Raw genomic sequence first — 24,792 nt, forward strand, 5'->3', positions numbered from 1 at the left:
AATTACTTGAGGGGATGACGCACCAGAATCGATTCGTCGATCTGGTCGATGGAGGTGACCCCCGTCAATGTCATGGCCACGCGCATTTCCTTGGCGAAGATATCCAGCATGTTTTCCACCCCGCGTTGACCGTCGGCCGCCAGGGCATAGGCCATGGAGCGTCCAAGCAGTACCCCTTTGGCTCCCAGTGCCAACATGCGCACCACATCCAACCCCGAGCGGATCCCCGAGTCGACCAGCACCTTGAGGTCATTGCCCACCGCTTGCATGATTGGCGGCAGGGCTTGGGCCGTGGAGAGCACGCCATCCAGCTGCCGGCCGCCGTGGTTGGAAACGATGATACCGTCGGCGCCAAAACTGACCGCATCCCTGGCGTCCTCGGGGTCGAGAATGCCCTTGATGATCATCGGGCCCTTCCAGAAATCGCGAATCCACTCCAGGTCGCTCCAGCTGATCGACGGGTCGAAGTTGTTGGCCAGCCAGCCGATGTAATCTTCGAGCGTAACGGCCTTGCCCAGATACTTCGAGACATTGCCCAGGTCATGGGGCCGCCCCATGAGGCCGACGTTGAAGGCCCAGTCGGGCCGGGTGATGGCCTGCAACATTCGCCGCGACGATGCATAGGGACCAGACATGCCCGAATGGGCGTCGCGATAGCGGGCGCCGGGCGTCGGCATGTCGACCGTGAACACCAGGTTCTGCACGCCGGCGGCCTTGGCGCGTTCCAGCGCGTTTCTCATGAACCCGCGGTCCTTGAGCACATACAGTTGAAACCAGATGGGCTGTTGAGTGTTGGCGCGGACCTCTTCGATCGAGCACACCGACACGGTGGACAGGCACAGCGGGATGCCTTTGTTTTCGGCGGCCTTGACCGCCTGCACTTCGCCACGGCGGGCGAACATGCCCGTCAGCCCTACCGGCGCCAATACGATGGGCATCGACAGGCGTTGATCGAACAGGGTGGTTTCCAGGCTCAATGCTTCGACGTTCTTGAGGATGCGCTGGCGCAGGCTGACGTCCGCCAGATCGGCGCTGTTGGCCCTCAGCGTGTGCTCGGCATAGGCTCCGCCATCGATGTAGTCGAACAAAAAACGCGGGAGCTTGCGACGGGCTGCCTCGCGATAGTCGGATGCGGACGAAATGATCATATTGCCGATGCCTTGAGCTGATGGGGGACGGTGACGCCTGTCGAGCTTGAGGGCAGATTAGCCCATGCAATTGCAACTCTGTTGAAAAGCCGTGCAAACCTTTGGTGGCTGCAACATGGACGAAACATAACGCGCCTATGATCCGCCTCAACCAAAACCGAGGGAGCGACCCATGAACCGGCCATCAAGAAGCATCCGCAAACTGCTCGACTCCGTGGCCTCCAACAACGAGGGCGCGGCGCTGGATGTGATGCGCGCCGCTGAACAGCTCAAGGACGAGGTGCTGCGCCAACGCTTGCTCAACCTGATTCATCGGCTCAACCAGGACGCCATCGACTTGCGCATTGCCCGTGACGAGATCCAGGGTGGCGCCATCAAGCTTGCGTGACGGGCTTGCTTCAACCTGCGTGAGCCAGGTAATAGGCAACCAGAGCATTGGCGTGGCCATGACCCAGGCCATGCTCGGTCTTGAGCCAGGCGACCATTTCCATGTGCTTCTTGTTGCTGACGGTCTTGAGCAGGTCCAGCCAGTGGCTGACCGGGTGCCCGTACTTTTTTTCGATTGAAGGGAAGTACGAGGCGGGGCCTTTGGTTTTTGTGTCTTCAGTCACGTTGCAAACTCCATTTTTGCTGGGTGATCAGGAGAGCCGGGAAATGCTCCCGACGCAGCATCGGTAACGGTACTTTTTAGCCTGTGCTGAATCCGCCGTCCACTCCTGGTATCGCATCACAGCAATGGCGGCCTGACAGCCGACCCATCTCTCACGGCCGAATCGGATCTACTGCAGGAGCTGGCTTGCCAGCGATGGCGGCACCAAGGCCACCATCGCATCGCCAGCAAGCCGGCTCCTACAGATGCGCGCAACGCCACACATTCATCATGGCCCCACAAATCCTGTAGGAGCTGGCTTGCCAGCGATGGCGGCACCAAGGCCACCATCGCATCGCCAGCAAGCCGCCTCCTACAGATGCGCGCAATGCCACACATTCATCATGGCCCCACAAATCCTGTAGGAGCTGGCTTGCCAGCGATAGCGGTGTAACGGCCACCATCGCATCGCCAGCAAGCCGGCTCCTACAGATGCGCGCAATGCCACACATTCATCATGGCCCCACAAATCCTGTAGGAGCTGGCTTGCCGGCGATGGCGGTGTAACGGCCACCATCGCATCGCCAGCAAGCCGGCTCCTACAGATGCGCGTAACGCTACACATTCATCATGGCCCCACAAATCCTGTAGGAGCTGGCTTGCCGGCGATGGCGGTGTAACGGCCACCATCACATCGCCAGCAAGCCGGCTCCTACAGATGCGCGCAATGCCACACATTCATCAAGGCCCCACAAATCCTGTAGGAGCTGGCTTGCCGGCGATAGCGGTGTAACGGCCACCATCGCATCGCCAGCAAGCCGGCTCCTACAGATGCGCGCAATGCCACACATTCATCATGGCCCCACAAATCCTGTAGGAGCTGGCTTGCCAGCGATAGCGGTGTAACGGCCACCATCGCATCGCCAGCAAGCCGGCTCCTACAGATGCGCGCAATGCCACACATTCATCATGGCCCCACAAATCCTGTAGGAGCTGGCTTGCCCGCGATAGCGGTGTAACGGCCACCATCGCATCGCAAGGTGAACTGACCGTATGATGTCGGCTTCATCGTCGATAAGGAGATCGCCATGTCGCCAAACAAGGCTTGCCCCGTCATTCTCTCCAGCATGCCTGCGCCACGCATCCTTCTGTTCCGCCATCCCCTGGCAGGCGTGCAATTGGTCAAGGGCACAATCGAGCCAAAAGAAACACCCGCCGAGGCCGCTCTTCGTGAGTTGAGCGAGGAGTCTGGAATAGACGACGCCTCGGTTATCAGTGATCTGGGCTGCTGGAACGCCGGGCATCTCGAGCAGGTATGGTCATTTCATCTGTGCCACGCACAGGCGCCGCTGCCCGAACAATGGACCCATCAAACGCGCGATGACCGTGGCCACGCCTTCAGCTTTTTCTGGGCCCCGCTTGATGAGTTGCCGATTGCCGATTGTCATCCGGTCTTCCGTCGGGCATTACGGCACCTGACGGCCACGCTTCGGCCTGAACACAGGAGAGTTGATGAATGAAGACATTCAAGATTCGCGAGCTGAAAAGCACCGACACCGAAGCGTTGCTCGCATTCGAAGTCCGCAACCGTGAGTGGTTCGAATCCCATATCGATGCCCGCGACCCTTCTTTTTACTCATTGCAGGGCGTCGCCGAGCATATTCAAGGCTACTTATCCGGTTTCGCCATCGGCGCCTGGCATCCGTTTGTCATCGAAGACTGCAATGAAAAAATAGTGGGTCGAGCCAACCTGAAAAGCATCGACCCTGCGACGGGGTCTGCGGAGGTGGGCTATCGAATCGATCGCGACGCTTGCGGCCAGGGCCTGGCGACACAGGCGCTCAGGCATCTGATCGAGCAGGCACAGCGCCGTTGGCAACTGACGCAACTGATAGCTTATGTGTTCAAGGAAAATGTGGGCTCGAGAAAAGTACTGGAGCGTTGCGGATTCGTGCTTGAACAATCCTCCGGAAACGAAGCGCCAGAAGCCGAATACCGATTGCTTCAGCCTCTGGCCCGGTGCCGCAAGCGCGAGTAGGAACTCAGCATGCTGGTCAGTTCTGGGTCACTTGGGTGAAGGGCAACACTCGACGACTGATCAGGAACACCTTGCCGGCCGGGGTCAGGCTTATGCTCACCGATCCGACGGCGCACGGTGGCAGTGCCGACGATGCGTTTAGACATCGGCTACGATGAGGTAAGCGACGACCCCTGTGTACGATTGAACCGCAATTGACCGCGATCCCTGTAGGAGCAGCCGGTCGACGCTCGATTGCTCGCGATGGTCGTTAACGATGACGCGGGAAACCTGACGCTCCGCGGTGCTCTCGGGTTTTTCGCGAGCAATCGAGCGTCGACCGGCTGCTCCTACAGGGGGCCACGACAACCCGCGCCAGCGGGTATGTCAGTAGTCCCAGAAAGCCGCGACCCAGCGAAAGGCGTCCCCATTGACGGCCACCCGCCCAACGGAGGGGAACGGCAGGTGCGTGGCGACAAAAAGCTCACCGCTCGCCGCCGCCTCTCGCATGAGTCGCACCCGAACGCGAACCGACTCCTCAGGGTCGTGTTCAAAACCGTTGTGCCAGTCGGGATGCTCGAAGGCGACCGGGAACAGGGCGTCGCCGGCGAACGTTAACCGCTCGCCGCCGGACGTCACGTAGACCACGCTGTGACCCGGGGTGTGGCCGCCGGTGAGCTTGACCACCACGCCCGGTGCCACCTCGTACTCGTCTTCGAATGTCCGCACATTGCTGCGGTAAGCGTTGATGAACTGATTGGCGGTTGCCCGCAGGACGTCCGGTACCGGTGAAGGCATGTCGGTGTGGGTGAAATCCGGCGACTCCCAGAACGCAACCTCGATAGCCGCAACGTGGATGCGCACGTCTGGCCGCAACTTGTTCTTCACCTCATCGACCAGTAACCCGCCGATATGGTCCATGTGCATGTGGGTAATCACCACGTCGGTTACCGCCGAAAGCTCGATACCCGCGGCCTCCAGTCGCTTGGGGAACTGCCCGGCCCGTGGAAAGCCCGGGAACTGTCCACCCAGTCCTGCGTCGACGAGAATGGTCTGCTCGCCACTGCGCACCACCAGTACGTTCAACGCCCAATCGAACGCGTCCGGCCCGAGGAACATCTCCTTGAACCAGGCCGCGCGGGCGGCCGGGTCGGCATTGGTGGACATTGTCGCGGTCGGGAGCGGCAGCACTCCATCGCTGATCACCAGCACGTCGATCTCGCCGACCCGCAGCGCATAGCGCGAAGGCACCAGTTCCTGCGACCCCGATCCACCGGAGTACGGGGTGCCGGGCAAGCTCGATTCTGACGCCGGCTGGCCGCTAGTTTTCTGATGTGTACCAGCCATTGGGGTGGGGTAGTCCAGATGCGTTGTCATGGTCGTTCACCTATTGCCAGGTTCGTTCGGGCAATCAGTGTGCAACGCCACACACCGCCCTCGATACCATACGGGTGTATAGCGGGCTTGCACTTTAGCGTGAGCGTTTCCCACCAAAAGATACTGCGGGGCCTTTCGTGCAGGCCTCAACCAGAAACGGTCTGATCGACCAGGCGCATGCTGTCGCGTCCGCCACGCTTGGATTGATAGAGCGCCGCATCGCTTTGCTCGATCAACGCCGCCAGGCTGGCGGGCGGATGGTCGAACAGGTTGGCGCCGATGCTCAGGGTCACCGCTTCGGGGGTGGCGAATGACTGGGCGGCAGCGTGGTGAAATTGCTCACGCAGCGTGCTGCCCAGCCCGACGATTTGCTCATTCGAGGCGTTGCGCAGCAGGATCACGAACTCGTCACCACCGAGTCGCGCCGCCAGTGCGCCTTCGGGCAGGACCGAACGAATCATCTCGCTCAGCGTGACCAGCAGGCGGTCGCCAGCGGTATGGCCGTAGAGGTCGTTGACCTGTTTGAAGTTGTCGATGTCGATCAGCAACAAGGCACCGGGGCGCGCTGGAGAGACGTCATCGAGCAGGCGCGTTGCCCGCACTTCGAGGGCGCGGCGGTTGTACAGGGCAGTCAACGGATCACGGGCGGCCAGCCGGGCGATGCGTTTCTCGCGCCGGTAGCGCTCGGTGCCGGTCATGGACAAGGCGATCAGCATGATCGCCATCGCCCCCTCGACCAGGGATAGCTGAATGATCTCGCCACGAAAGGCGGCAAGATCGATCAGGGTGCCGGGAACGATGGCGGTGATCGACTTGGCCAGATAGAACAGCCCATGCACCAGCAGCACATAACGCAGTTGCACCGCGCCCACGCTCAACGACCTGCCATGGGGACGTAGGAGGAAACTGGCCCTGAGTGTCGTCACCGCCACCAGCAGCGAATTGGCCAGCAGCATGACCTTGGACCACGACGGCTCGTCCGGTAACAACAGCAAGGCCATCCAGGCAACAAAGATCAGGTACCAGGCACGGGACAGGCGCGTCTGCGTGAAGCGTGCGACACCCAGCAGGAAACACCAGTGGGCCACCACCAGCAGGCCGTTGGCGAACCAGATGCCGACCAGCAACAGCCCGGAGCTGCGCAGCAAGGCGAGCGTCGAGCCCAGGGTGATCGTGGCGAAACCTGCGCTCCAGAACAGCAGCGAGGGCTCGCGAATGCTGCGCCATTCGATCGCCAGGTACAGCGCGGCAGCCGCTGCGAGGGCGATCGAGAGTGTCAACATCGTGGGAGGGTCGAGCGCCATAACCTGGAGAACCTTTCTGATCTGCGGTGAAAGGCGTGATTGTAAATGCTCGGGCCGGTTTTTCGCAGATCCTGCTGCCCATCAATGACTCAGCGGGCCTGCCAATCACGCAGCCATTGCAGACCTTCGCTGGTGTTGCCGCGTGGCCGGTACTCGCAACCCACCCATCCGCTGTAGCCCAGCTCATCAATCAGATTGAACAGGTAGGGATAGTTCAACTCGTTATGCAGGTCCGGTTCGTGGCGATCCGGCACGCCCGCGATCTGGATATGACCGATGCCGGCGAAATCCCGACGCAGCTTCGTCGCCACGTCACCCTCGACGATCTGACAATGGTAGATGTCGAACTGGACCTTGAGATTGTCCTTGCCGACCGCTTTGCAGATCGCCTGTGCCTGATGCTGGTGGTTGAGGAAGAAGCCCGGAATGTCGCGGGTGTTGATTGGTTCCAGCAATACCGTGACGCCGACTTTGGCGGCTTCTGTTGCGGCGTGGCTGAGGTTTTCCAGGTAGGTCTCCTGGTGTCGGGCACGGTCGGCTTCACTCGTCATCAGGCCGGCCATGACGTGGATGCGGTCATTGCCGAGGATCGCGGCATACTCCAGGGCCTGGTCGAAACCGGCGCGAAACTCCGCTTCACGGCCAGGCAAGGACAAGGTGCCTTTTTCGCCCGCCGCCATATTGCCCGGCGGCGCGTTGAACAGGGCCTGCACCAGGCCGTTGTCGTCGAGCCGCTGTTTCAATTGTTGCGCGCTGTAGTCGTAGGGGAACATGTATTCCACCGCCTGGAAACCGTCGGCGGCGGCCGCGGCGAAGCGGTCGAGGAAATCGTGTTCCGGGTAGAGCATGCTGAGGTTGGCAGCGAAAAGAGGCATGGGTACTCCTGAAATCAAAAATAAAAGCGTAAGGCTTTTGTAGGAGCAAGCTTGCTCGCGATGGAGGCCAACGATAACGCGAAAAACCTGACACGCCGCAGGGCTCTCAGGTTTTTCGCGAGCAAGCTCGCTCCTACAATTGAACAGCCTAAGGCCACGGTGTTACCACTGCACGCCAAAAACTTCGCGCAACTCATCCAGTGCCGCCTGGTCGAGCGGAGCCGGTTTGGGGTTGCTCATCAGCCACAGGCGCGCGGTTTCTTCCAGCTCCTCCAGGGCGTAGCTCGCCCTCGACACCGAGCTTTCCCACACCACCGGACCCAGCCGCTCGAGCATGACCCCGCGCACGCTGTTGGCCAGTTGCGCGACACGCTCGGCCACCTTCGGCGAGCCGGGACGTTCATAGGCGATCAACGGGATGTGCCCGACCTTCATCACCTGGTAGGGGGTCAGCGGCGGCAGGATGTCATCCTGCTGCCAGACCCCGGCCAGCGTCAACGCCACCAGGTGCGTCGAGTGGGTGTGGACCACGCCGCCGACACCCGGGTTGCGATCATAGACCTCACGGTGCAAGGCCAGGGTCTTTGACGGTTTGTCGCCGCTGACCCATTCCCCCGCCAGGTTGACCTTGGATATCGCCGCCGGGTCCAGACGGCCCAGGCAAGCGTCCGTGGGCGTGATCAGCCAGCCATCGTCGAGGCGGGCGCTGATGTTGCCGGCACTGCCGACCGTGTAGCCGCGGCTGTATAGCAGGCCGCCGACGTCACAGATTTCTTCGCGCAGGGCGTTTTCATTGTTCATGCTGGAACTCCCGCCAGGTGCTTGAGCGCCTTGGCGAAGAAGTCCGGGCCACCGAAGTTGCCGGACTTGAGCGCCAGGGCCATGGGTTCCCCAGGCGTGCTGACACAGGCGGGCACGCCCGGGTCAATTTGCGCACCGATCTGCAGTAACTGGATGCCCAGGGCTTGCACCACGGCCCCGGACGTTTCTCCGCCGGCGACCACAAAGCGCCGGACCCCGGCCTGGTGCAGCCCGCTGGCGATTCGGCCCATGGCCTGCTCGACCATGTTTCCCGCGCGCTCGGTCCCCAGCTCGCGTTGTACGGTCTTTACCTCATCCGGGGAGCTGGTGGCGTAGATCAGCACCGGTTCGGCATGATCAGCGGCGAAGGCTATTGCCTGCTCGATGACCGGCTGTCCCGCCGCCAACGCCAGCGGATCGATACGAAAGGCCGGGCGACCTGCCTGCAGCCAGGTCGCCACTTGCCCATTGGTGGCTTGCGAAGCGCTGCCCGCGAGCACCACTTCGCCGCCTTCGACCGCAGGTACACGGGCGGCATCCAGGTCGCGCAGTTTACCGGCACGGCGGAAATTATCCGGCAAGCCCAGTGCCAGGCCTGAGCCTCCCGTCAGCAGCGCCAGACCGGCACAGGCTTCGCCCAGCCGATGCAGGTCCGCGTCGGACACGGCATCGGCAACCGCCAGGCGCACACCCTCGGCGCGCAGCTGCGTCATGCGGGCGCGAATGCGCTCGACGCCCTGGGTCACGCTGTCATAACGCAGCAGGCCGACCTTGCCTTGGCTCTGCGATTGCAGGACCCGAACCAGGTTCGCGTCAGTCATCGGGGTCAGCGGGTGATGCTGCATGCCCGACTCGCTGAGCAACTGGTCCTGGACGAACAAATGCCCGCGAAACACCGTGCGGCCGTTTTCCGGGAAGGCCGGGCAGGCGAGGGTGAAATCGCTGTCCAGCGCCTCCAGCAGGGCTTCGCTGACCGGGCCGATGTTGCCGGCGGCGGTCGAGTCGAAGGTCGAGCAGTATTTGAAGAAAATCTGTTCGCAGCCACGCTCACGCAACCAGCGCAGTGCTTCGAGCGACTCCTTTACGGCATCGGCGGCCGGCACGGTCCGGGACTTCAGGGCGATGACGATCGCGTCGGCATCGAGTTGGCCGGCGACCTCGGCAGTGGGGATGCCGATGCTTTGCACGGTGCGCATGCCGCCGCGCACCAGCATGTTGGCCAGGTCAGTGGCACCGGTGAAATCGTCCGCGATGCAGCCCAGCAGGGGGCGGGCAGGGGCATTCAACATGTCGAGCTCCTCCATCGGTTTAGCCGGGCAGATATTCAGTGATGAACTGCTGGATCACGGCGCTGAACGCCTCATCCGCCTTGAACCCCAAGTCCCGGGAATAGGTGGCGCAGAAGGACCCTGGCCATGAACCGACGATGCGCTCGATCGCCGGATTGCGCTCCAGGCGAATCCGCGCGGCCACTTGCGCACCCGCGATCTGGCGCAGGGCATCGATCATCCGTTCGACGGTAATCGACAGGCCCGGCATGTTGATCACCCGGCCCTCGGTCAATTGCGCGCCGGATAGCTCATGACCATGGATCAGGTTTTCAATCGCCAGCCTTGGCGACATCAGCCAGAGCCGCGTATCGAGGGCTACCGGACACACGCTGGGCTGGCCGTTGAGCGGTTCGCGGATGATCCCGCTGGCGAAACTCGAAGCGGCCAGGTTGGGTTTGCCCGGGCGCACCACGATGGTCGGCATGCGCAGGCTGCGGCCGTCGACGAAACCGCGGCGGCTGTAGTCAGCGAGCAGCAGGTCGTTCATGGCTTTTTGCGTGCCATAGGAACTCTGCGGAGCCCAGACCTGATCGTCACGCACCTGTTCCGGCAATTGCCCGCCGAACACCGCAACGGAGCTGGTCATCACCCATTTCGGGCAGGTGCCGAGCAGGCGAATGCGTTCGAGCATGCTCTGGGTCGCGGTGAAATTGATGCGCATGCCCAGTTCGAAATCGGCCTCCGCCTGGCTGGAAACCACCGCAGCCAGATGGAAGATGCTGTCGGTGCCGGCATCGATCAGGCTGTCCAGCACTTCAGGGTCGGCGATATCGCCACACACCACCGTTACCCGCGGATCATCGATGCCTTCGAGCGCGACCATGTCGAAGGCGACGATTTGCCTGATCGGTTGAGACTGGCCTGCGCGGTCGGTGAGCGAGCCACGGGACAGCAGGGCCTGGATCAGACGGCGGCCAAGGAAGCCGGCTGCACCGGTCACGAGAATTTTCATGAGTTACTCCAAACGTCAACGGTTGACGAGCTTTCCGGGAATTCTGAAGACCAGCAGGGCACCGAGGAACAGCGCGCTTGCCATCACGTACATGCCGATCGTGGTGCTGTGGGTGGTGTCCTTGAGGAAACCCATCAGGTACGGCGAGACGAAGCCCGCCAGGTTGCCCCAGGAGTTGATCAGGGCAATGCCGGCGGCCGCAGCGGTGCCGCCGAGGAAGGCAGTCGGCAGGCTCCAGAACAGCGGCAGGGTGCTCATCGCCCCCATGGAACCGAGGGTCAGGCCGATCATGGAAATCGTGAAGTTGTCGCTCCAGGTGGCGGAGATGAACAGGCCGATGCCGCCCAGCACCGCGGTCAGCGCCAGGTGCCAGCGACGCTCGCGCAACCGGTCGGCGCTGCGCGACACCAGGATCATGGTCATGGCCGCGGCGGCATAAGGGATGGCGGTGAGCATGCCGACCTGCAATACATCACTGACACCGGCCTGGCGGATCAGCGTCGGCAGCCAGAAACCGACGGTGTAGAAGCCGGCGATCATGCAGAAATAGATGGCCGTCAGCAGCCAGATGCGCGGCTGCAGGAATACCTCTTTCAGGCTGTGGGTCTGGTGGCCTGCGGTTTCGGCGTCGATGCGGGTCTGCAGCAGGTGTTTCTCTTCGCTGGTCAGCCAGCTCGCTTTGGAGATCCGGTCGCTGAGGCAGAAGATCACCAGGATGCCGACGGCGATCGAAGGCAGCCCTTCGAGGAAGAACAGCCATTGCCAGCCGGCAAACCCATGGTCACCGTTGAAGGCGCTCATGATCCAGCCGGACAGGGGCGCACCAATCAGCCCGGACAGCGGCACTGCCGTGGCGAACAGGGCATACATCTTGCCGCGGCGATGGGTCGGGAACCAGTAGGACAGATAGAGGATGACACCCGGGTAGAACCCGGCCTCGGCGATGCCCAGCAGGAAGCGCATGATGTAGAAGGACATGGGCGTGCTGACCAGGGCCATGGCCGAGGAAATGATGCCCCAGGTGATCATGATGCGCGCGATCCACAACCGCGCGCCGACCCGATGCAGGATCAGGTTGCTGGGAATTTCCACGAGGAAGTAGGCAATGAAGAAGATCCCTGCGCCCAGGCCATAGACGGCTTCGGAAAATTGCAGATCGTCGGACATCTGCAGTTTGGCGAAACCCACGTTCACCCGGTCCAGATAGGCGACGAGGTAGCACAGCAACAACAACGGCAGGATTCGCCACGCGACCTTGCGATACGCCAGGTCCTCGAAGCGATCGGCGGGCGCGATGGCACCGGTTTGAATCACTGATTCAGTCATGTGTTTCCCCCATCCTTATTTTTGTAGTGGGTGACGTTTTTTTATCGGAGTAACATGAAGGTCGGTTTTTTATCATAATACGTCATACGAATTCAAGGCGTATAAGTCAGGGAGGACGACGGGTCTAAAATGCAGTACCGTTCACCGATTTGAGCCCAGAGATGCCTATGCCCACTCCTGATAAATCCCCCTGTTCCGCCGAGGCGCTGGCCGTTCTGAAGGACTCCGCCAAGGGCACGCTGTCCGATCAGGTGACGGCGGCCCTGAAGGCCTATATCGCCAACGGCGAAGTGCTGCCGGGCGCTCGCCTGCCCACGGAACCCGTGCTGTCGGAGCGTTTCGGGGTCAGCAGGACGGTCATCCGCGAGGCGATCTCGCGCCTCAAGTCTGCCGGTCTGGTCGAGGTCCGCCAGGGCAGCGGCACTGTCGTCAGCGAAGGCGCGCACATCAAGGCGTTTACCATCGACCTGGATGTCAGCGGGTCGATCGAGGCGGTATTGCGGGTCACCGAGCTGCGCCGCGGTATCGAAGGGGAGGCGGCGGCCCTGGCGGCACAGCGGCATTCGCCGGCGCAGCTGGAGGCCATCCACCAGGCGCTGAAGGCCATCGATGCCGCCGAGCAGGCGGGGCGCGATGGCGTCGAGGAAGACCTGGGCTTCCATCACTCCATTTCCAGGGCAACGGGCAATCCTCTGTACCCGTCACTGCACGAATTCATCGCGCAGTACATCAAGGAGGCGATCCGCATCACCCGCTCCAACGAGGAACGCCGCCGCGACCTGGCCAAGACGGTGCGGGTCGAACACTTTGCCGTCTACGCAGCCATCGCCGCCCGCGACCCCGAAGGCGCACGCCATGCTGCGCTCAACCACATCAATAATGCGGTAGAGCGACTCAAGAGCGCCGATCCCGCGTTCTGGCAGAACCCGGGGGCGAGAACCTCGTAACTCCGAGCGCGTTCACCGCGAACCTGTAGGAGCCGGCTTGCCAGCGAAGGCGTCTTCGAACATTGCGTTGACCTTTCGGGCCTCTTCGCTGGCAAGCCAGCTCCTACAATGGTTTGTGTTGGGCGTGGAGGCGTGTTCGCCGCGGACCTGTAGGAGCCGGCTTGCCGGCGAAGGCGTCTTCGAACATTGCGTTGATCTTTTGGGCCTCTTCGCTGGCAAGCCAGCTTCTACAATGGTTTGTGTTGGGCGTGGAGGCGTGTTCGCCGCGGACCTGTAGGAGCCGGCTTGCCGGCGAAGGCGGCCTTGAATAGGGCGGTGATCTTTTGGGCCTCTTCGCTGGCAAGCCAGCTCCTACAATGGTTTGTGTTGGGCATGGAGGCGTGTTCGCCGCGGACCTGTAGGAGCCGGCTTGCCGGCGATGGCGGCCTTGAATGTTGCGGTGATCTTTTGGGCCTCTTCGCTGGCAAGCCAGTTCATACAATGGTTTGTGTTGGGCGTGGAGGCGCGGTCGCCGCGGACCTGTAGGAGCCGGCTTGCCGGCGAAGGCGTCTTCGAACATTGCGTTGACCTTTCGGGCCTCTTCGCTGGCAAGCCAGCTCCTACAATGTTTTGTGTTGGGCGTGGAGGCGCGGTCGCCGCGGACCTGTAGGAGCCGGCTTGCCGGCGAAGGCGGTCTTGAATAGTGCGGTGATCTTTTGGGCCTCTTCGCTGGCAAGCCAGCTTCTACAATGGTTTGTGTTGGGCGTGGAAGTGCGGTCGCCGCGAACCTGTACGAGCCGGCTTGCCGGCGATGGCGGCCTTGAATGTTGCGGTGATCTTTTGGGCCTCTTCGCTGGCAAGCCAGCTCCTACAATGGTTTGTGTTGGGCGTGGAGGCGTGTTCGCCGCGGACCTGTAGGAGCCGGCTTGCCGGCGATGGCGGCCTTGAATGTTGCGGTGATCTTTTGGGCCTCTTCGCTGGCAAGCCAGCTCCTACAATGTTTTGTGTTGGGCGTGGAGGCGCGGTCGCCGCGGACCTGTAGGAGCCGGCTTGCCGGCGAAGGCGGTCTTGAATAGTGCGGTGATCTTTTGGGCCTCTTCGCTGGCAAGCCAGCTCCTACAATGGTTTGTGTTGGGCGTGGAGGCGTGGGCAACGCGGACCTGTAGGAGCCGGCTTGCCGGCGATGGTGGCCTTGAATGTTGCGGTGATCTTTTGGGCCTCTTCGCTGGCAAGCCAGCTCCTACAATGTTTTGTGTTGGGCGTGGAGGCGTGTTCGCCGCAGACCTGTACGAGCCGGCTTGCCGGCGAAGGCGTCTTCGAATAGTGCGGTGATCTTTTGGGCCTCTTCGCTGGCAAGCCAGTTCATACAATGGTTTGTGTTGGGCGTGGAGGCGTGTTCGCCGCGGACCTGTAGGAGCCGGCTTGCCGGCGATGGTGGCCTTGAATGTTGCGGTGATCTTTTGGGCCTCTTCGCTGGCAAGCCAGCTCCTACAATGAATTTTGTTGGGCGTGGAGGCGTGGGCACCGCGGACCTGTAGGAGCCCGGCTTGCCGGCGAAGGCGGCCTCGAATATTGCGTTGGCCTTTCGGGCCTCTTCGCTGGCAAGCCAGCTCCTACAGTGATTTGTGTTGAACATCGGCCTCACAGCAGACTCCACGACACCCCGACATACACCGCCATGCCCTCTCCGGGAGTCGACCGCGCCGCGTCCAGCCCCTTGTCGTCGTAGCCCGGCGTGACGGTGGCGGCGTAGTGCTTGTCGGTGAGGTTGCGCATGTCCACCCACGTCTGCCAGTCACCCTTGGGCGCGTTGTAGCCCAGGGTCGCGCCGAACAGCGCGTAGGGATCGGCGTAGTAGCTGTTGGCGTAATCGACCGCCACCTTGGATACCCATTGTGTGTTGAGCGCGGCGAAGAAGCCCTGGGGCCAGTCGTAGCGCAGTTCGCCCTGGTAGTAGTGCATCGGCAGTCCCGGCAGGCGGTTGTCGCCGAAGCGTTCGTCGTCGCGGTAGTGGAAGTCGCTGAAGGTATAGCTCTGGCGCAGGCTCAGTTCACCGCCGTCACCGCCCGACCACAGGTTGCTCAGCAGGCTGGCTTCCACGCCCTGGTGCACGGTCGGACTGGCGTTGAGCTCGTAGGGCGTGGTGGCGTTGGCGTCCGGCAACACCGAGAGCAACTCGTGGCGCACCTGGGCGTAGTACCAGGCCAGGCTCCATTGGCCCATCGCGCTGTCGCCGCGACCGCCGAGCTCCAGGGTGGTCGCGGTCTGGTTCTGCAGCTCGATCGGATCGCGCTGGGTGCCGGTGGCGGGGCCGCTGCCGGCCGGGAAGCGAACGTTGGAGCTGTAGATCAGCGACCAGGGATGCGGCGCCTCGACCGAGCGGCTGAGGTTGCCGAACAGTTGCAGGTCGGGGGTCAGTTGGTAGCGCAGGCCCAGGCGCGGGGCGTAGTCCCAGTCGCCCATACTGGTCTTGCCACCGCTTTGCGGGTAAGTCACCGCGCTTTCCCGGCGGGTGTAGATGGCCGCCAGGCCAGTGGTCAGCCACAGGTCGTCGGCGATTTCCAGGTCATTGCCCACGTGCAGGACGCTGTCCGAACCCTGATAGGTGAAGTTGCGCATGGCCGTGCCCGGCGCATAACCGGCAGTGTTGCCGCTGGGGATGCGTACTTCTTCACTGGCACCGGCGTTGGGCAGGTGCTTGGTCACGCGCAGGCCCAGGGTGCTTTGGCTCTGCAGGCCCCAGAGGGTGTCGCGACGCTTGTAGTCGAAGGTGCCGCTGACATCGGTGTACGCCACTTTCAGGCGGTTGGGACCCTCGCGCAGGTCCATGGGGTAGTCATGGTAGGCAAGGCCGGCCTGGATGCTCGAATCGTCGTCGATGTAGTAGGTGGTCTTGTTGCCGATAAAGGTGCTGCCCGGCTGTTCGCGGCGATCGTCGCGCGCCACGTAGGCGGGGTTGGCCGCCCGCGGGTCGTGCTCGATGGAGTGCTTGGTGACCCGGCCGGCGAGGTCGTTGTCGGTCTGGCGATAGCGCAGGTAGAAGCGCGTTTCCAGGTTCGGGTTGAAGCGATAGCCGAAGTTGGCGATGACGCCCTGGCTGTCGCTGGCGGTGTGATCCTGATAGCCGTCCGCGCGTGCATCGGTCAGGGCCATGTAGTAGTCGAAGTCGCCCAGCACCTGCCCGGAACTGACCTGGCGCTGCTGATAGCCGTGGCTACCCGCCGCGTAGCGCACCTGTAGCTTGGGTGCGTTGTAGCCGGTGTGGCTGACGTAGTCGATGGCCCCGCCCAGGGCCAGGGCGCCGCGGTCGAATCCGTTGGCGCCGCGCAGCACCTCGACATGGTCAAGCCACAGCGGCTCCAGCAGTTCATAGGGCGTGCCGCCAGGGCCGGTCAGCGGCAGACCGTCAAGCATGGCGTACAGGCCCGAGGCATGGGCGCCCGGCGCACGGTTGATCCCCGATCCGCGGATCGAGATCTTCACCCCTTCGTTGCCCGCCGACTGGGCATAGACACCTGGCTGATAGGCCAGCACATCCTGATTGCTCGCCACCCGGCCCTGCAATGGGCGGCGCATGTCGACTACGTTGGTGCCGCCGGGCACCTGTTCGAGTCGGGCCCTGGCGTCTTCGATCCCCTGGTCTTCGTCACTCTGGTCCTCGGCCCCGATCAGCACTTGCCCCAGCTCCAGGCCTTGGGCCTCGGCTATCGCCGGACAGACGAGGGCCAGGCCGAGCAACGCGGCGGACAGGGAATGGGGCGAGGGCATTGAGAAAACTCCGGACAGGGGGAAACGGGCAGTGAAGTCTGCGACGTATGAAAGGACGAAGGGAGCACATGGGGATTTTGTTATTTTGTCGGGGGGATCGGCAGGGGCGAGCTTGCCGTGAAATTGCGACCGCCAGCAAGCCGGTTCCTACAGATGTGCATATTGCCATGCATTCAACATGGCCCCACAAATCCTGTAGGAACTGGCCAGCGATGGCTGCCTGACAGCCGCTCCATCTCTCGCGGCTGCTCCTACAGTGTTTTGCGGTTCAACGCCGCTTCCGCCGCGGCAATTTCAGCCTGGCGCTTGACGATCACGTCGCCCACCGGCGGGCCCTGGAAGCGGCGTGCTTCAAAGCCGAACCAGACGATGGCCGTCAGCACCAGGAAGCCGATGGTGATGTACAACGCCCAGTCGTTCGGTGGCTGGATGCCGATGACGAAGATGATCACCATCGACAGCACCGAGAGCAGGGCAAACACCGTGTACCAGAAGCGCCCGATGTTCCACGGTCCCATGGTTGGCCACTTCGAGGTCCCGTAGGCAAACAGGCCCAGCACGATGGGAATGATGAAGGAGAAGAACAGGAAGATCACCGTGCAGGACACCACGATGGTGTAGACCGGAGTCTCGCCGACCGAGATCACCGATGAGCCCCAGTCGAACAGGACCGCGAGGGTAGCGCCGGTCCAGATCGCCGCCACCGGGCTGCGAAAGGTCGGCGAGACCGAGGACAGGGCTTTCGAGAAGGGCAGGCCGCCGTCACGGGAAAACGCGAAGATCATGCGCGAAACCGAGGTGACAGTGGCCAACCCGCACAGCACCTGGGAGATGAAAATCGCCACGTACAGCGCGTCCTTGAGCAGCGGATTGACCTGGGTGTTCATCGCCCAGAAGAACACGTTCCAGCCTTGCTTGGCCGCCTCGTCCATGCTCGGCAGCATCAGCACGAAGGCGCTGAGCATCACCCAGCCGAACAGCAGCGACCAGGCCACCGACATGACCATGCCCCGAGGCACCGACATGGCGGCATTGCGGGTTTCCTCGGAGGTGTGCGCGGAAGCGTCATAGCCGGTGATGGTGTAGATCGGCAGCAGCAGGCCGAGCATGAAGATCCAGCCGTTGGACACCTGTGGCCAGACGCTGCCGCCGGCCTCGCCGGAATAGTTGCCGAAGGTCACCAGCCGGGAGAACTCGAAACTGGGGGCCGAGATCAGGCAGACGATGGTCAGCGCCAGTGCGGTGGCGAAAATCAGGTAGCCGGAAAAATCCGTGAGCCTGGCGGTCAGGCCGATGCCCAGGTGATTGCACAGGGCCTGGAGCCCGGTGAGGATGGCGAGGAAGATCACCCGGGTGGTGGTGGTGTCCTCCATGCCCAGTGTCGGGCCGAAGGCGCCGAAGAAAAAGTAGTAGGTGCCGACGTTGATCGCACCGAGCACCGTGACCAGCCCCAGCAGGTTGAACCAGGCTGTGAGCCAGCCGGTGAAACGGTTGCCGAGGATCGAACCCCAGTGATACAGGCCGCCAGCGGTGGGGTAGGCCGAGGAAATCTGCGCCATGGCCAGGGCGAACACCCCGGAAATCAGGCAACCGATCGGCCAGCCGATGCCGATCGCGGCACCACCGGCGCCCGAGGTGCCCTGGGCCAGTGAGTTGATGCCGCCGGAGAGGATGCAGATGATCGAAAAGGAAATCGCGAAGTTGGAGAAAACCCCCATTCGTCGCGACAACTGCTGGGCATAGCCCATGCTGTGCAGCACCTTGACGTCATCGTCGTGCGGCGTGTCGGTGCCGGGCTGGCTTGCTGGGTTCATGCTGGTGTGCCCCTTCAGGTTTTGATACGCAGCCATCCGGGTCTCCGGATGGGTTGGCTTTCAACCCCTTGTCGTACTGCTCCTGTTTACAACCGCTAACCTGTTGCTGTTTCGATCATGGACCCTCGATCGAGTCAGAGTCGGCCGTGGAAAGCCGCCTGGAAAATTTCCGTCACGCCGGCCTTTGTCAACGGCAGCGGGTTGCCGCCGGCACTGGGGTCGACTATCGCCATGTCCGCGATCAGGTCAGCCTGCTGGTCATCCACTCCCAACTCGAACAGCGTATGCGGCACAGCAATGTCCTTGCGCAATTTGAGGACGAAGGCCAGGAAACTGTCGAAGCCCGGGGAGGGCAGGTGCAGATACGCGGCCAGCCGCGTGATGCGTTCCTCGATGGCCGGACGATTGAACTTCAGCACGTAGGGCATCAGGGTGGCGTTGGTCATGCCGTGGTGGGTGTCGTACAGCGCGCCGATCGGATGCGCGAGGGCGTGCATCCCGCCCAGGCCTTTCTGGAAAGCAGTGGCGCCCATCGCCGCCGCCGCCAGCATTTGCCCGCGCGCATCGAGGTCCGAAGGGGTGTGGACGGCGCGCACCAGGGCATTGCTCACCAGGCGCATGCCTTCGACGGCGATGCCATCGGCCATGGGGTGAAATCCCGGGGCACAGTACGACTCCAGGCAGTGCGCCAACGCGTCCATGCCCGTGCCAGCGGTGACTTTGGCCGGCATGCCGACGGTCAGGGCCGGGTCGCTGATGACCACTCGCGGCATCATTTTCGGGTGGAAGATAATGCGTTTGGTGTGGGTGCGATCGTCGATGATCACCGCCGCACGGCCCACTTCGGAGCCCGTACCCGCGGTGGTCGGCACCGCGATGATCGGGGCGATGCTGCTTTCATCGGCGCGGGTCCAGTAGTCGCCGATGTCTTCGAAATCCCAGACCGGACGGGTCTGGCCACTCATGAAGGCGATGAGCTTGCCCATGTCCAGGCCGCTGCCACCGCCAAAGGCCACCACGCCATCGTGGTTGCCCGCACGCCAGGCCTCGAGCCCGCCCGCCAGGTTGGCTTCGACCGGATTGGGCTTGAGGTCGCAGAACAACGCAGCACCCAGCCCCGCGTTACGTAAAGCGTCCAGAGCAGCCGTAGTGATCGACGCACGCCCCAGGCCACTGTCGGTGACCAGCAGCGGGCGCTGGATACCCTGGCTGCGACAGGTATCGGCCAGTTCCGCGATGCGGCCGACACCGAAGCGGATGCTCGTGGGGTAGTTCCAGTTTCCAGTCAGGCTCATGGCTCAGGTCTCGTGGCGCAGATGGAAGGATTTGGCGCGGGTCAGGTGGTCATAGCCCATGGGCGACAGGGTGACGCCGCGCCCACTGTTCTTCACCCCGGTCCAGGCCAGGGCCGGGTCCAGGTAATCGCAGCGATTCATGAACAGGGTGCCGGTGTCGATCTCGTCGCCCAGGCGTTCGGCGGCGACCAGGTCCCGGGTCCAGATCGACGCGCTGAGGCCGAACTCGCTGTCGTTCATCAGGGCGATGGCTTCTTCGTCGCTGTCCACCGGCATGATGCCGACCACCGGCCCGAAGCTTTCATCACGCATCACCGACATCTGATGATTGACCTCGACCAACACCTGCGGGGCGAGGTAGGCGCTGCCCGGCAAGTCGGCGGCAAAGGCATGCGGGTCGATCAGCGCCTTCGCGCCCAGGGCCTGCGCATCGGCAATCTGCCCGCGGACGAAATCCGCCGCGCCCGGACTCACCAGCGGGCCGAGGGTGGTGGCTTCGTCCAGCGGGTTACCGAGTACGTACTGACGGGTCAATTCGGCGAAGCGATCGACAAAGGCCGGGTAGATTTTCCGGTCGACGTAGATACGCTCCACGGCGCAGCAGCTCTGCCCGGAATTGAAGAAACTGCCGTCCACCAGGTTCTCCACCGCATGCTCGAGGTTGGCATCGGCCCGCACGTAGGCCGGGTCCTTGCCACCGAGCTCAAGGCCCACGCGCAGGAAATCCTCGACCGCAGAGCGTTGCATTTCCAGGCCGGCCGCCACTGAGCCGGTGAAGTTCACCTGCTGCACCTGTCCGGAGCCGATGACCACCCCGGTATGGATGTGACTGAGCAGCAGGTTCTGGAACAGCCCTTCAGGCAGGTTGGCGCGGCGCATGGCCTCGGCAAAACGCTCGCCCACCAGCAGGGTTTGCGAAGCGTGCTTGAGGATGACGCTGTTGCCGGCCATCAGCGCCGGAATGATCGTATTCACTGCGGTGAGGTAGGGGTAATTCCACGGTGCGACCACCAGCACGGTACCCATTGGCTCGCGTTTGATATAGCGGCGAAAACCCGTGAGCGGATCGGCTTCGAGCGCCGCCAGGGCCTGCGGCGCAATGGCAATCATGTGCCGGGCACGCTCTTCGAAGCCGCGCAGCTCGCCGGCGCCATAACGCACCGGTCGACCCATTTGCCAGGCCAGTTCCGGGACGATTTCATCCTTCATGGCCAGCATCGCGTCCACCGCGGCGCTGCAAAAAGCCGCGCGTTCGCTCACTGGCCGGCGCTTCCATTGCGCCTGGGCGGCTGTGGCCGCCGCCAATGCCTGCTCGATTTGCACGATGTCGGCGTACTGGCGCTCGGCGAAGACCCGGCCATCGACCGGCGAGATGATTTGAACAGTGTTGGTCATGGTGCTCTCAGTAGCGCTCGAAGCCGCGCTGCAGTTCCCAGTCGGTGATGCGCCGGTCGTATTCTTTCTGTTCCCATTCGGCGGTGTGCACGTAGTGGTCGACCACCTCGTCGCCGAAGGCCTCGCGCAACATGCTTGAGCCTTGCAGTGCGGCACTGGCCTCGCGCAGGGTCTTGGAGACTTCTGGCAGATGCTCGTCAACGTAGGCATCGCCCTCGAAAGGCGCGGCGAGTTCGAGTTTTTCATCGATGCCCGCCAACCCGGCGGCGATCAGCGCGGCGAAGGCCAGGTAAGGGTTGAGGTCGGCACCGCCGATGCGGCATTCGATGCGGATCGACTTGCTGGCCTCGGCGCACAGGCGAAAACCGGCGGTGCGATTGTCCCGGCTCCAGACTGCACGGGTAGGGGCGAAGGTGCCGGCCTGGAAGCGCTTGTAGGAGTTGATGTAGGGCGCGAGGAAACAGGTGATGTCGTTGGCGTACTTGAGCTGTCCGGCCACCCAGGAACGCATCAGTTTCGACATGCCGAACTCGGCCTTGGCGTCGAAGAACAACGGCTTTTTGGCGTTCTTGTCCCACAGCGAATTGTGGATGTGGCTGCTGGAACCGGCGGCGTCATAGCGCCACTTGGCCATGAAGGTGATCGCCTTGCCCTGGAGTTGGGCGATCTCCTTGCACGCATGCTTGATGATGACGTGACGGTCGGCCATGGTCATGGCGTCGGCGTAGCGGATGTTGATTTCTTCCTGGCCGGGTCCCCATTCACCCTTGGAGTTTTCCACCGGGATGCCGCTGGCCTGCAGGTGCTTGCGGATCGCCCGCAGCACCGGCTCCTCGCGGGTGGTCTGCAGGATGTTGTAATCCTCGATGTAGTGCCCGGCGGTCTTCGGCTTGTGATAGTTGCGCCTGTGGATGGCCTCGTAGCTCTCGTCGAACAGGTAGAACTCCAGTTCCGAGGCGAACATGCCGGTGTAGCCGCGTTCACGCAGGCGCTCGACCTGTTTTTTCAGGATCGCCCGCGGGCTGTGGGGCAGGTCCTGGCGATGGTGATGGTCGAGCACATCGCACAGCACCAGCGCCGTGCACTCGAGCCAGGGTACCTTGCGCAAGGTGCGCATGTCGGGCTTGAGCACGAAGTCGCCGTAGCCCTTGCTCCAGCTGGCGGCGGCATAACCCGGCACCGGCTCCATGTCGATGTCGTCGGCCAGCAGGTAATTGCAGCAGTGGGTTTCTTCATGGCCGCTGTCGATGAAAAACTCGACCTGGAAACGCTTGCCCACCAGGCGGCCCTGCATGTCGACCATGCACACCAGGACAGTATCGATTTCGCCAGAGGCGGCAGCACGCTTGAGTTGGTCAAAACTGAGTAACGGCTCGGTCATCACGGCAATCCTGCGCAAATTGTCTGGGCCAGTCTGAGATAGCTGTTGCAGACGCTCTCCAGAAAAACCAACAACTGCCGCCGCGAGCATCAAGGGCAATAAGCTGACGTAAGCTTAGCCTACTGTCGCTTTTCGCAAGTTTTTGCTGTGAAGGCTTTGTTAGCCTCTTACAGTCGTTGAATGGCTACTTTCGAATCCTGGAAGAGGAGGGGCGGCATGCAGCAATTTACGGGTGGTTGTCTGTGTGGCGATGTCCGGCTTGTGGCGTCGGGGCAACCTTATCGGGTAGGCCTTTGCCACTGCCTGGACTGTCGCAAGCATCACGGGGCGCTCTTTTACGCCTCGGCGATATTCCCCGAGGACGCGGTGACGATCGAGGGCGAAACCCGGGACTACGCCGGGCGGCATTTCTGCCCTCGCTGTGGCTCGTCGGTGTATGCCCGTAGCGATGACGAAATTGAAGTGAACCTGGGTTCATTCGATGCGCCCGACCAGTTCATGCCCACCTACGAATGCTGGACGGTGCGTCGCGAGGCCTGGTTACCGGAGTTCCCGCTTGCTCGGCACTATAAGAGGGATCGAGAGGGCAGCGGTCGTCTGTAGGAGCTGGCTTGCCAGCGAAGGCGGCGTATCAGCCACCCGTGATGTTGGATGTGCCGGCCTCATCGCTGGCAAGCCAGCTCCTACAGGTGCCCGCAGCGCACACAAAAGCTGTGTATGGCACAAATCCTGTAGCGAAGGCGGCGTATCAGCCACCCGTGATGTTGGATGTGCCGGCCTCATCGCTGGCAAGCCAGCTCCTACAGGTGCCCGCAGCGCACACAAAAGCTGTGTATGGCACAAATCCTGTAGGAGCTGGCTTGTCGGGTCGCCGCATCGCAGCGAAAGCGGCATATCAGTCACCCGTGATTTTGGGAGGTGTCCGTTAGGCGCTATCTCCTGGCTTATTAGCGTTAGCCGGCAATCGGCCGGCGCGCTAGAGTGGTCACAACGCTCCCGGCCGCCTGGATAACCCTCATGACCCGCCCCCGTTTCTTGCCCGACAACTTCACCCTGACCCTGGTCGGCGTGGTCCTGCTCGCCAGCCTGCTGCCCGCCAGTGGCCAGGTGGCCGTAGGCTTTGGCTGGTTGACCAACAGCGCCATCGCCCTGCTGTTTTTCCTCCACGGCGCCAAACTGTCCCGCGAATCGATCATTGCCGGTGCCGGCCACTGGCGCCTGCACTTGCTGGTGTTCGGCCTGACCTTCGTCCTGTTCCCGCTGCTCGGCCTGGCGCTCAAGCCCTTGCTGTCACCGATGATCGGCGCCGACCTGTACATGGGCATGCTCTACCTCTGCGCACTGCCGGCCACAGTGCAGTCGGCGATTGCCTTTACCTCCCTGGCGCGAGGCAACATCCCGGCGGCGATTTGCAGCGCGGCGGCGTCCAGTCTGTTCGGGATCTTCCTCACGCCGTTGCTGGTGACCTTGCTGCTGGACGTGCACGGCGATGGGGGCTCGACCCTCGATGCGATCGTGAAGATCAGCGTGCAGTTGTTGTTGCCCTTCATTGCCGGGCAGATCGCGCGGCGCTGGATCGGCGCCTGGGTGGCGCGCAACAAGAGCTGGCTGAAATTTGTCGACCAGGGCTCGATCCTGCTGGTGGTGTACGGTGCTTTCAGCGAAGCGGTGATCGAAGGCATCTGGCACCAGATCCCGTTGCGCGACCTGGCCGGGCTGGTGGTCGCCTGCTGCGTGGTGCTGGGGCTGGTGCTGGTGGCCTCCACCGTGCTGGGCAAGGCCTTGGGTTTCAATCAGCAAGACCGCATCACCATCCTCTTCTGTGGCTCGAAGAAAAGCCTGGCCACGGGCGTGCCGATGGCCCAGGTGCTGTTCGCCGGCAGCACCATCGGCGTGTTGATCCTGCCGCTGATGTTGTTCCACCAGATCCAGCTCATGGTCTGCGCGGTGCTGGCCCAGCGCTTCGCCAATCGCCCGGAATCGGTGCCCGAACTGATGGGGCAGGTCGACCCTTGATGGTAAGTCGCTGTTTTAAAATAAAATAATTGGGCGAGGGGGTTCCCAGACGGCAAGAATGTTGGTAAATTGCCGCCCATTCCTGCTGAGGGCCTTCCCCGGCTCTCCAGGCAGCAGCTACAGGGGCGTCGCCAAGCGGTAAGGCAGCAGGTTTTGATCCTGCCATGCGTTGGTTCGAATCCAGCCGCCCCTGCCATATTTCTGATAAGCAGCACTCGCGCACTTCGCGGGTGCTGCTTATTGCATTCTGTTCATCCCCTCCGTAACAAAACACCTTCCCGCCGCACAACCTCCTTTGCAGGTTCGTTCCTCGATCCCGTTTGCGCGTGATGGCGAGTGGATATCTGCAAGAAGCCGATTATGCTCAATGAAACCTTGCAGCGATGCGAGGCCGTCAGCCTGTGTGCATGCTTTGCGCAATCCGTAATCCAATGACATCAGCCCCAGGGCCAGGGTGCGGCAACAAGAAGGTAGTGG

General features: G+C 62.4%; 20 protein-coding genes and 1 tRNA gene. 7 read left to right on the top strand and 14 right to left on the bottom strand.

Annotated elements, in window-relative coordinates:
* Positions 1-2: 2 nt before the first annotated feature.
* Positions 3-1,148: an FMN-dependent L-lactate dehydrogenase LldD gene (gene lldD, locus NPS56_RS20070; RefSeq protein WP_274076224.1), complete on the bottom strand. Its 1,146-nt coding sequence runs from the start codon at positions 1,146-1,148 to the stop codon at positions 3-5.
* 172 nt (positions 1,149-1,320) lie between these two features.
* Here lldD and NPS56_RS20075 point away from each other — a divergent pair, with 172 nt between their 5' ends.
* Complete coding sequence (locus NPS56_RS20075) at positions 1,321-1,536, top strand: hypothetical protein (RefSeq protein WP_046816415.1); 216 nt, start codon at positions 1,321-1,323, stop codon at positions 1,534-1,536.
* 10 nt (positions 1,537-1,546) lie between these two features.
* On the opposite strand, the gene NPS56_RS20080 is transcribed toward NPS56_RS20075, so the two are convergent.
* A complete protein-coding gene (locus NPS56_RS20080) occupies positions 1,547-1,759 on the bottom strand; it encodes a DUF4287 domain-containing protein (protein ID WP_274076225.1) in 213 nt (70 codons plus the stop codon).
* A gap of 1,066 nt (positions 1,760-2,825) precedes the next feature.
* Between NPS56_RS20080 and NPS56_RS20085 the strand changes: the two genes are divergently transcribed.
* Together NPS56_RS20085 and NPS56_RS20090 are read left to right on the top strand one after the other, a co-directional pair.
* A complete protein-coding gene (locus NPS56_RS20085) occupies positions 2,826-3,257 on the top strand; it encodes an NUDIX hydrolase (protein ID WP_274076226.1) in 432 nt (143 codons plus the stop codon).
* Positions 3,254-3,775 carry a GNAT family N-acetyltransferase gene (locus NPS56_RS20090; RefSeq protein ID WP_274076227.1) on the top strand — a complete coding sequence of 174 codons (522 nt, stop codon included), beginning with the start codon at positions 3,254-3,256 and terminating at the stop codon, positions 3,773-3,775. The genes NPS56_RS20085 and NPS56_RS20090 overlap by 4 nt, the downstream gene beginning before the upstream one ends.
* Before the next feature lie 366 nt (positions 3,776-4,141).
* Here NPS56_RS20090 and NPS56_RS20095 read toward each other — a convergent pair whose 3' ends face one another.
* The 7 genes from NPS56_RS20095 to NPS56_RS20125 form a co-directional block, all read right to left on the bottom strand.
* Entirely contained in the window at positions 4,142-5,131 is a 990-nt protein-coding gene (locus tag NPS56_RS20095; RefSeq protein ID WP_274076228.1) for an MBL fold metallo-hydrolase, read from the bottom strand.
* A 146-nt stretch (positions 5,132-5,277) separates the two neighbouring features.
* Positions 5,278-6,435, bottom strand: coding sequence for a GGDEF domain-containing protein (locus NPS56_RS20100; protein WP_274076229.1), 1,158 nt, complete (start codon positions 6,433-6,435; stop codon positions 5,278-5,280).
* An 89-nt stretch (positions 6,436-6,524) separates the two neighbouring features.
* The gene (gene otnI / locus NPS56_RS20105) at positions 6,525-7,310 is read right to left on the bottom strand and encodes a 2-oxo-tetronate isomerase (protein ID WP_274076230.1); all 786 of its coding nucleotides are present in this window, start codon (positions 7,308-7,310) and stop codon (positions 6,525-6,527) included.
* A gap of 162 nt (positions 7,311-7,472) precedes the next feature.
* Entirely contained in the window at positions 7,473-8,111 is a 639-nt protein-coding gene (locus NPS56_RS20110) for an aldolase (RefSeq protein WP_274076231.1), read from the bottom strand.
* Entirely contained in the window at positions 8,108-9,400 is a 1,293-nt protein-coding gene (gene otnK / locus NPS56_RS20115; RefSeq protein WP_274076232.1) for a 3-oxo-tetronate kinase, read from the bottom strand. The genes NPS56_RS20110 and otnK overlap by 4 nt, the downstream gene beginning before the upstream one ends.
* A 19-nt stretch (positions 9,401-9,419) precedes the next feature.
* Entirely contained in the window at positions 9,420-10,394 is a 975-nt protein-coding gene (gene denD, locus NPS56_RS20120) for a D-erythronate dehydrogenase (RefSeq protein WP_274076233.1), read from the bottom strand.
* Positions 10,395-10,409: 15 nt separating this feature from the next.
* Positions 10,410-11,720: an MFS transporter gene (locus tag NPS56_RS20125; RefSeq protein ID WP_274076234.1), complete on the bottom strand. Its 1,311-nt coding sequence runs from the start codon at positions 11,718-11,720 to the stop codon at positions 10,410-10,412.
* A gap of 161 nt (positions 11,721-11,881) precedes the next feature.
* Between NPS56_RS20125 and NPS56_RS20130 the strand changes: the two genes are divergently transcribed.
* Entirely contained in the window at positions 11,882-12,667 is a 786-nt protein-coding gene (locus NPS56_RS20130; RefSeq protein WP_274076235.1) for a FadR/GntR family transcriptional regulator, read from the top strand.
* 1,620 nt (positions 12,668-14,287) lie between these two features.
* Here NPS56_RS20130 and NPS56_RS20135 read toward each other — a convergent pair.
* From NPS56_RS20135 to NPS56_RS20155, 5 genes are all read right to left on the bottom strand, one after another.
* Positions 14,288-16,414: a TonB-dependent receptor family protein gene (locus NPS56_RS20135; RefSeq protein ID WP_274076236.1), complete on the bottom strand. Its 2,127-nt coding sequence runs from the start codon at positions 16,412-16,414 to the stop codon at positions 14,288-14,290.
* 251 nt (positions 16,415-16,665) lie between these two features.
* The gene (locus NPS56_RS20140) at positions 16,666-18,228 is read right to left on the bottom strand and encodes an amino acid permease (RefSeq protein WP_274076237.1); all 1,563 of its coding nucleotides are present in this window, start codon (positions 18,226-18,228) and stop codon (positions 16,666-16,668) included.
* 134 nt (positions 18,229-18,362) lie between these two features.
* Complete coding sequence (locus tag NPS56_RS20145) at positions 18,363-19,523, bottom strand: iron-containing alcohol dehydrogenase (RefSeq protein WP_274076238.1); 1,161 nt, start codon at positions 19,521-19,523, stop codon at positions 18,363-18,365.
* A 3-nt stretch (positions 19,524-19,526) separates the two neighbouring features.
* Positions 19,527-20,918 carry an aldehyde dehydrogenase family protein gene (locus NPS56_RS20150; RefSeq protein ID WP_274076239.1) on the bottom strand — a complete coding sequence of 464 codons (1,392 nt, stop codon included), beginning with the start codon at positions 20,916-20,918 and terminating at the stop codon, positions 19,527-19,529.
* Positions 20,919-20,925: 7 nt separating this feature from the next.
* Positions 20,926-22,299, bottom strand: coding sequence for a glutamine synthetase family protein (locus NPS56_RS20155; protein WP_274076240.1), 1,374 nt, complete (start codon positions 22,297-22,299; stop codon positions 20,926-20,928).
* 216 nt (positions 22,300-22,515) lie between these two features.
* On the opposite strand from NPS56_RS20155, the gene NPS56_RS20160 reads away from it, so the two are divergent.
* The 3 genes from NPS56_RS20160 (at position 22,516) to NPS56_RS20170 (ending at position 24,511) form a co-directional block, all read left to right on the top strand.
* Entirely contained in the window at positions 22,516-22,902 is a 387-nt protein-coding gene (locus NPS56_RS20160) for a GFA family protein (RefSeq protein WP_274076241.1), read from the top strand.
* 414 nt (positions 22,903-23,316) lie between these two features.
* The gene (locus NPS56_RS20165) at positions 23,317-24,315 is read left to right on the top strand and encodes a bile acid:sodium symporter family protein (RefSeq protein ID WP_274076242.1); all 999 of its coding nucleotides are present in this window, start codon (positions 23,317-23,319) and stop codon (positions 24,313-24,315) included.
* A gap of 121 nt (positions 24,316-24,436) precedes the next feature.
* A tRNA-Gln gene (locus tag NPS56_RS20170) sits at positions 24,437-24,511 on the top strand.
* Positions 24,512-24,792 lie beyond the last annotated feature (281 nt).

The organism is Pseudomonas putida, from assembly GCF_028682635.1.
Lineage (GTDB): Bacteria > Pseudomonadota > Gammaproteobacteria > Pseudomonadales > Pseudomonadaceae > Aquipseudomonas > Aquipseudomonas putida_AE.

Coding starts and splice junctions, on each gene's coding strand:
- NPS56_RS20100 (WP_274076229.1), bottom strand. CDS start 6,435: ATGGCGCTCGACCCTCCCACGATGTTGACACTCTCGATCGCCCTCGCA.
- NPS56_RS20090 (WP_274076227.1), top strand. CDS start 3,254: ATGAAGACATTCAAGATTCGCGAGCTGAAAAGCACCGACACCGAAGCG.
- NPS56_RS20155 (WP_274076240.1), bottom strand. CDS start 22,299: ATGACCGAGCCGTTACTCAGTTTTGACCAACTCAAGCGTGCTGCCGCC.
- NPS56_RS20160 (WP_274076241.1), top strand. CDS start 22,516: ATGCAGCAATTTACGGGTGGTTGTCTGTGTGGCGATGTCCGGCTTGTG.
- denD (WP_274076233.1), bottom strand. CDS start 10,394: ATGAAAATTCTCGTGACCGGTGCAGCCGGCTTCCTTGGCCGCCGTCTG.
- NPS56_RS20150 (WP_274076239.1), bottom strand. CDS start 20,918: ATGACCAACACTGTTCAAATCATCTCGCCGGTCGATGGCCGGGTCTTC.
- NPS56_RS20075 (WP_046816415.1), top strand. CDS start 1,321: ATGAACCGGCCATCAAGAAGCATCCGCAAACTGCTCGACTCCGTGGCC.
- NPS56_RS20095 (WP_274076228.1), bottom strand. CDS start 5,131: ATGACAACGCATCTGGACTACCCCACCCCAATGGCTGGTACACATCAG.
- NPS56_RS20135 (WP_274076236.1), bottom strand. CDS start 16,414: ATGCCCTCGCCCCATTCCCTGTCCGCCGCGTTGCTCGGCCTGGCCCTC.
- otnI (WP_274076230.1), bottom strand. CDS start 7,310: ATGCCTCTTTTCGCTGCCAACCTCAGCATGCTCTACCCGGAACACGAT.
- NPS56_RS20165 (WP_274076242.1), top strand. CDS start 23,317: ATGACCCGCCCCCGTTTCTTGCCCGACAACTTCACCCTGACCCTGGTC.
- NPS56_RS20130 (WP_274076235.1), top strand. CDS start 11,882: ATGCCTATGCCCACTCCTGATAAATCCCCCTGTTCCGCCGAGGCGCTG.
- NPS56_RS20140 (WP_274076237.1), bottom strand. CDS start 18,228: ATGAACCCAGCAAGCCAGCCCGGCACCGACACGCCGCACGACGATGAC.
- NPS56_RS20110 (WP_274076231.1), bottom strand. CDS start 8,111: ATGAACAATGAAAACGCCCTGCGCGAAGAAATCTGTGACGTCGGCGGC.
- NPS56_RS20085 (WP_274076226.1), top strand. CDS start 2,826: ATGTCGCCAAACAAGGCTTGCCCCGTCATTCTCTCCAGCATGCCTGCG.
- NPS56_RS20125 (WP_274076234.1), bottom strand. CDS start 11,720: ATGACTGAATCAGTGATTCAAACCGGTGCCATCGCGCCCGCCGATCGC.
- lldD (WP_274076224.1), bottom strand. CDS start 1,148: ATGATCATTTCGTCCGCATCCGACTATCGCGAGGCAGCCCGTCGCAAG.
- NPS56_RS20145 (WP_274076238.1), bottom strand. CDS start 19,523: ATGAGCCTGACTGGAAACTGGAACTACCCCACGAGCATCCGCTTCGGT.
- otnK (WP_274076232.1), bottom strand. CDS start 9,400: ATGTTGAATGCCCCTGCCCGCCCCCTGCTGGGCTGCATCGCGGACGAT.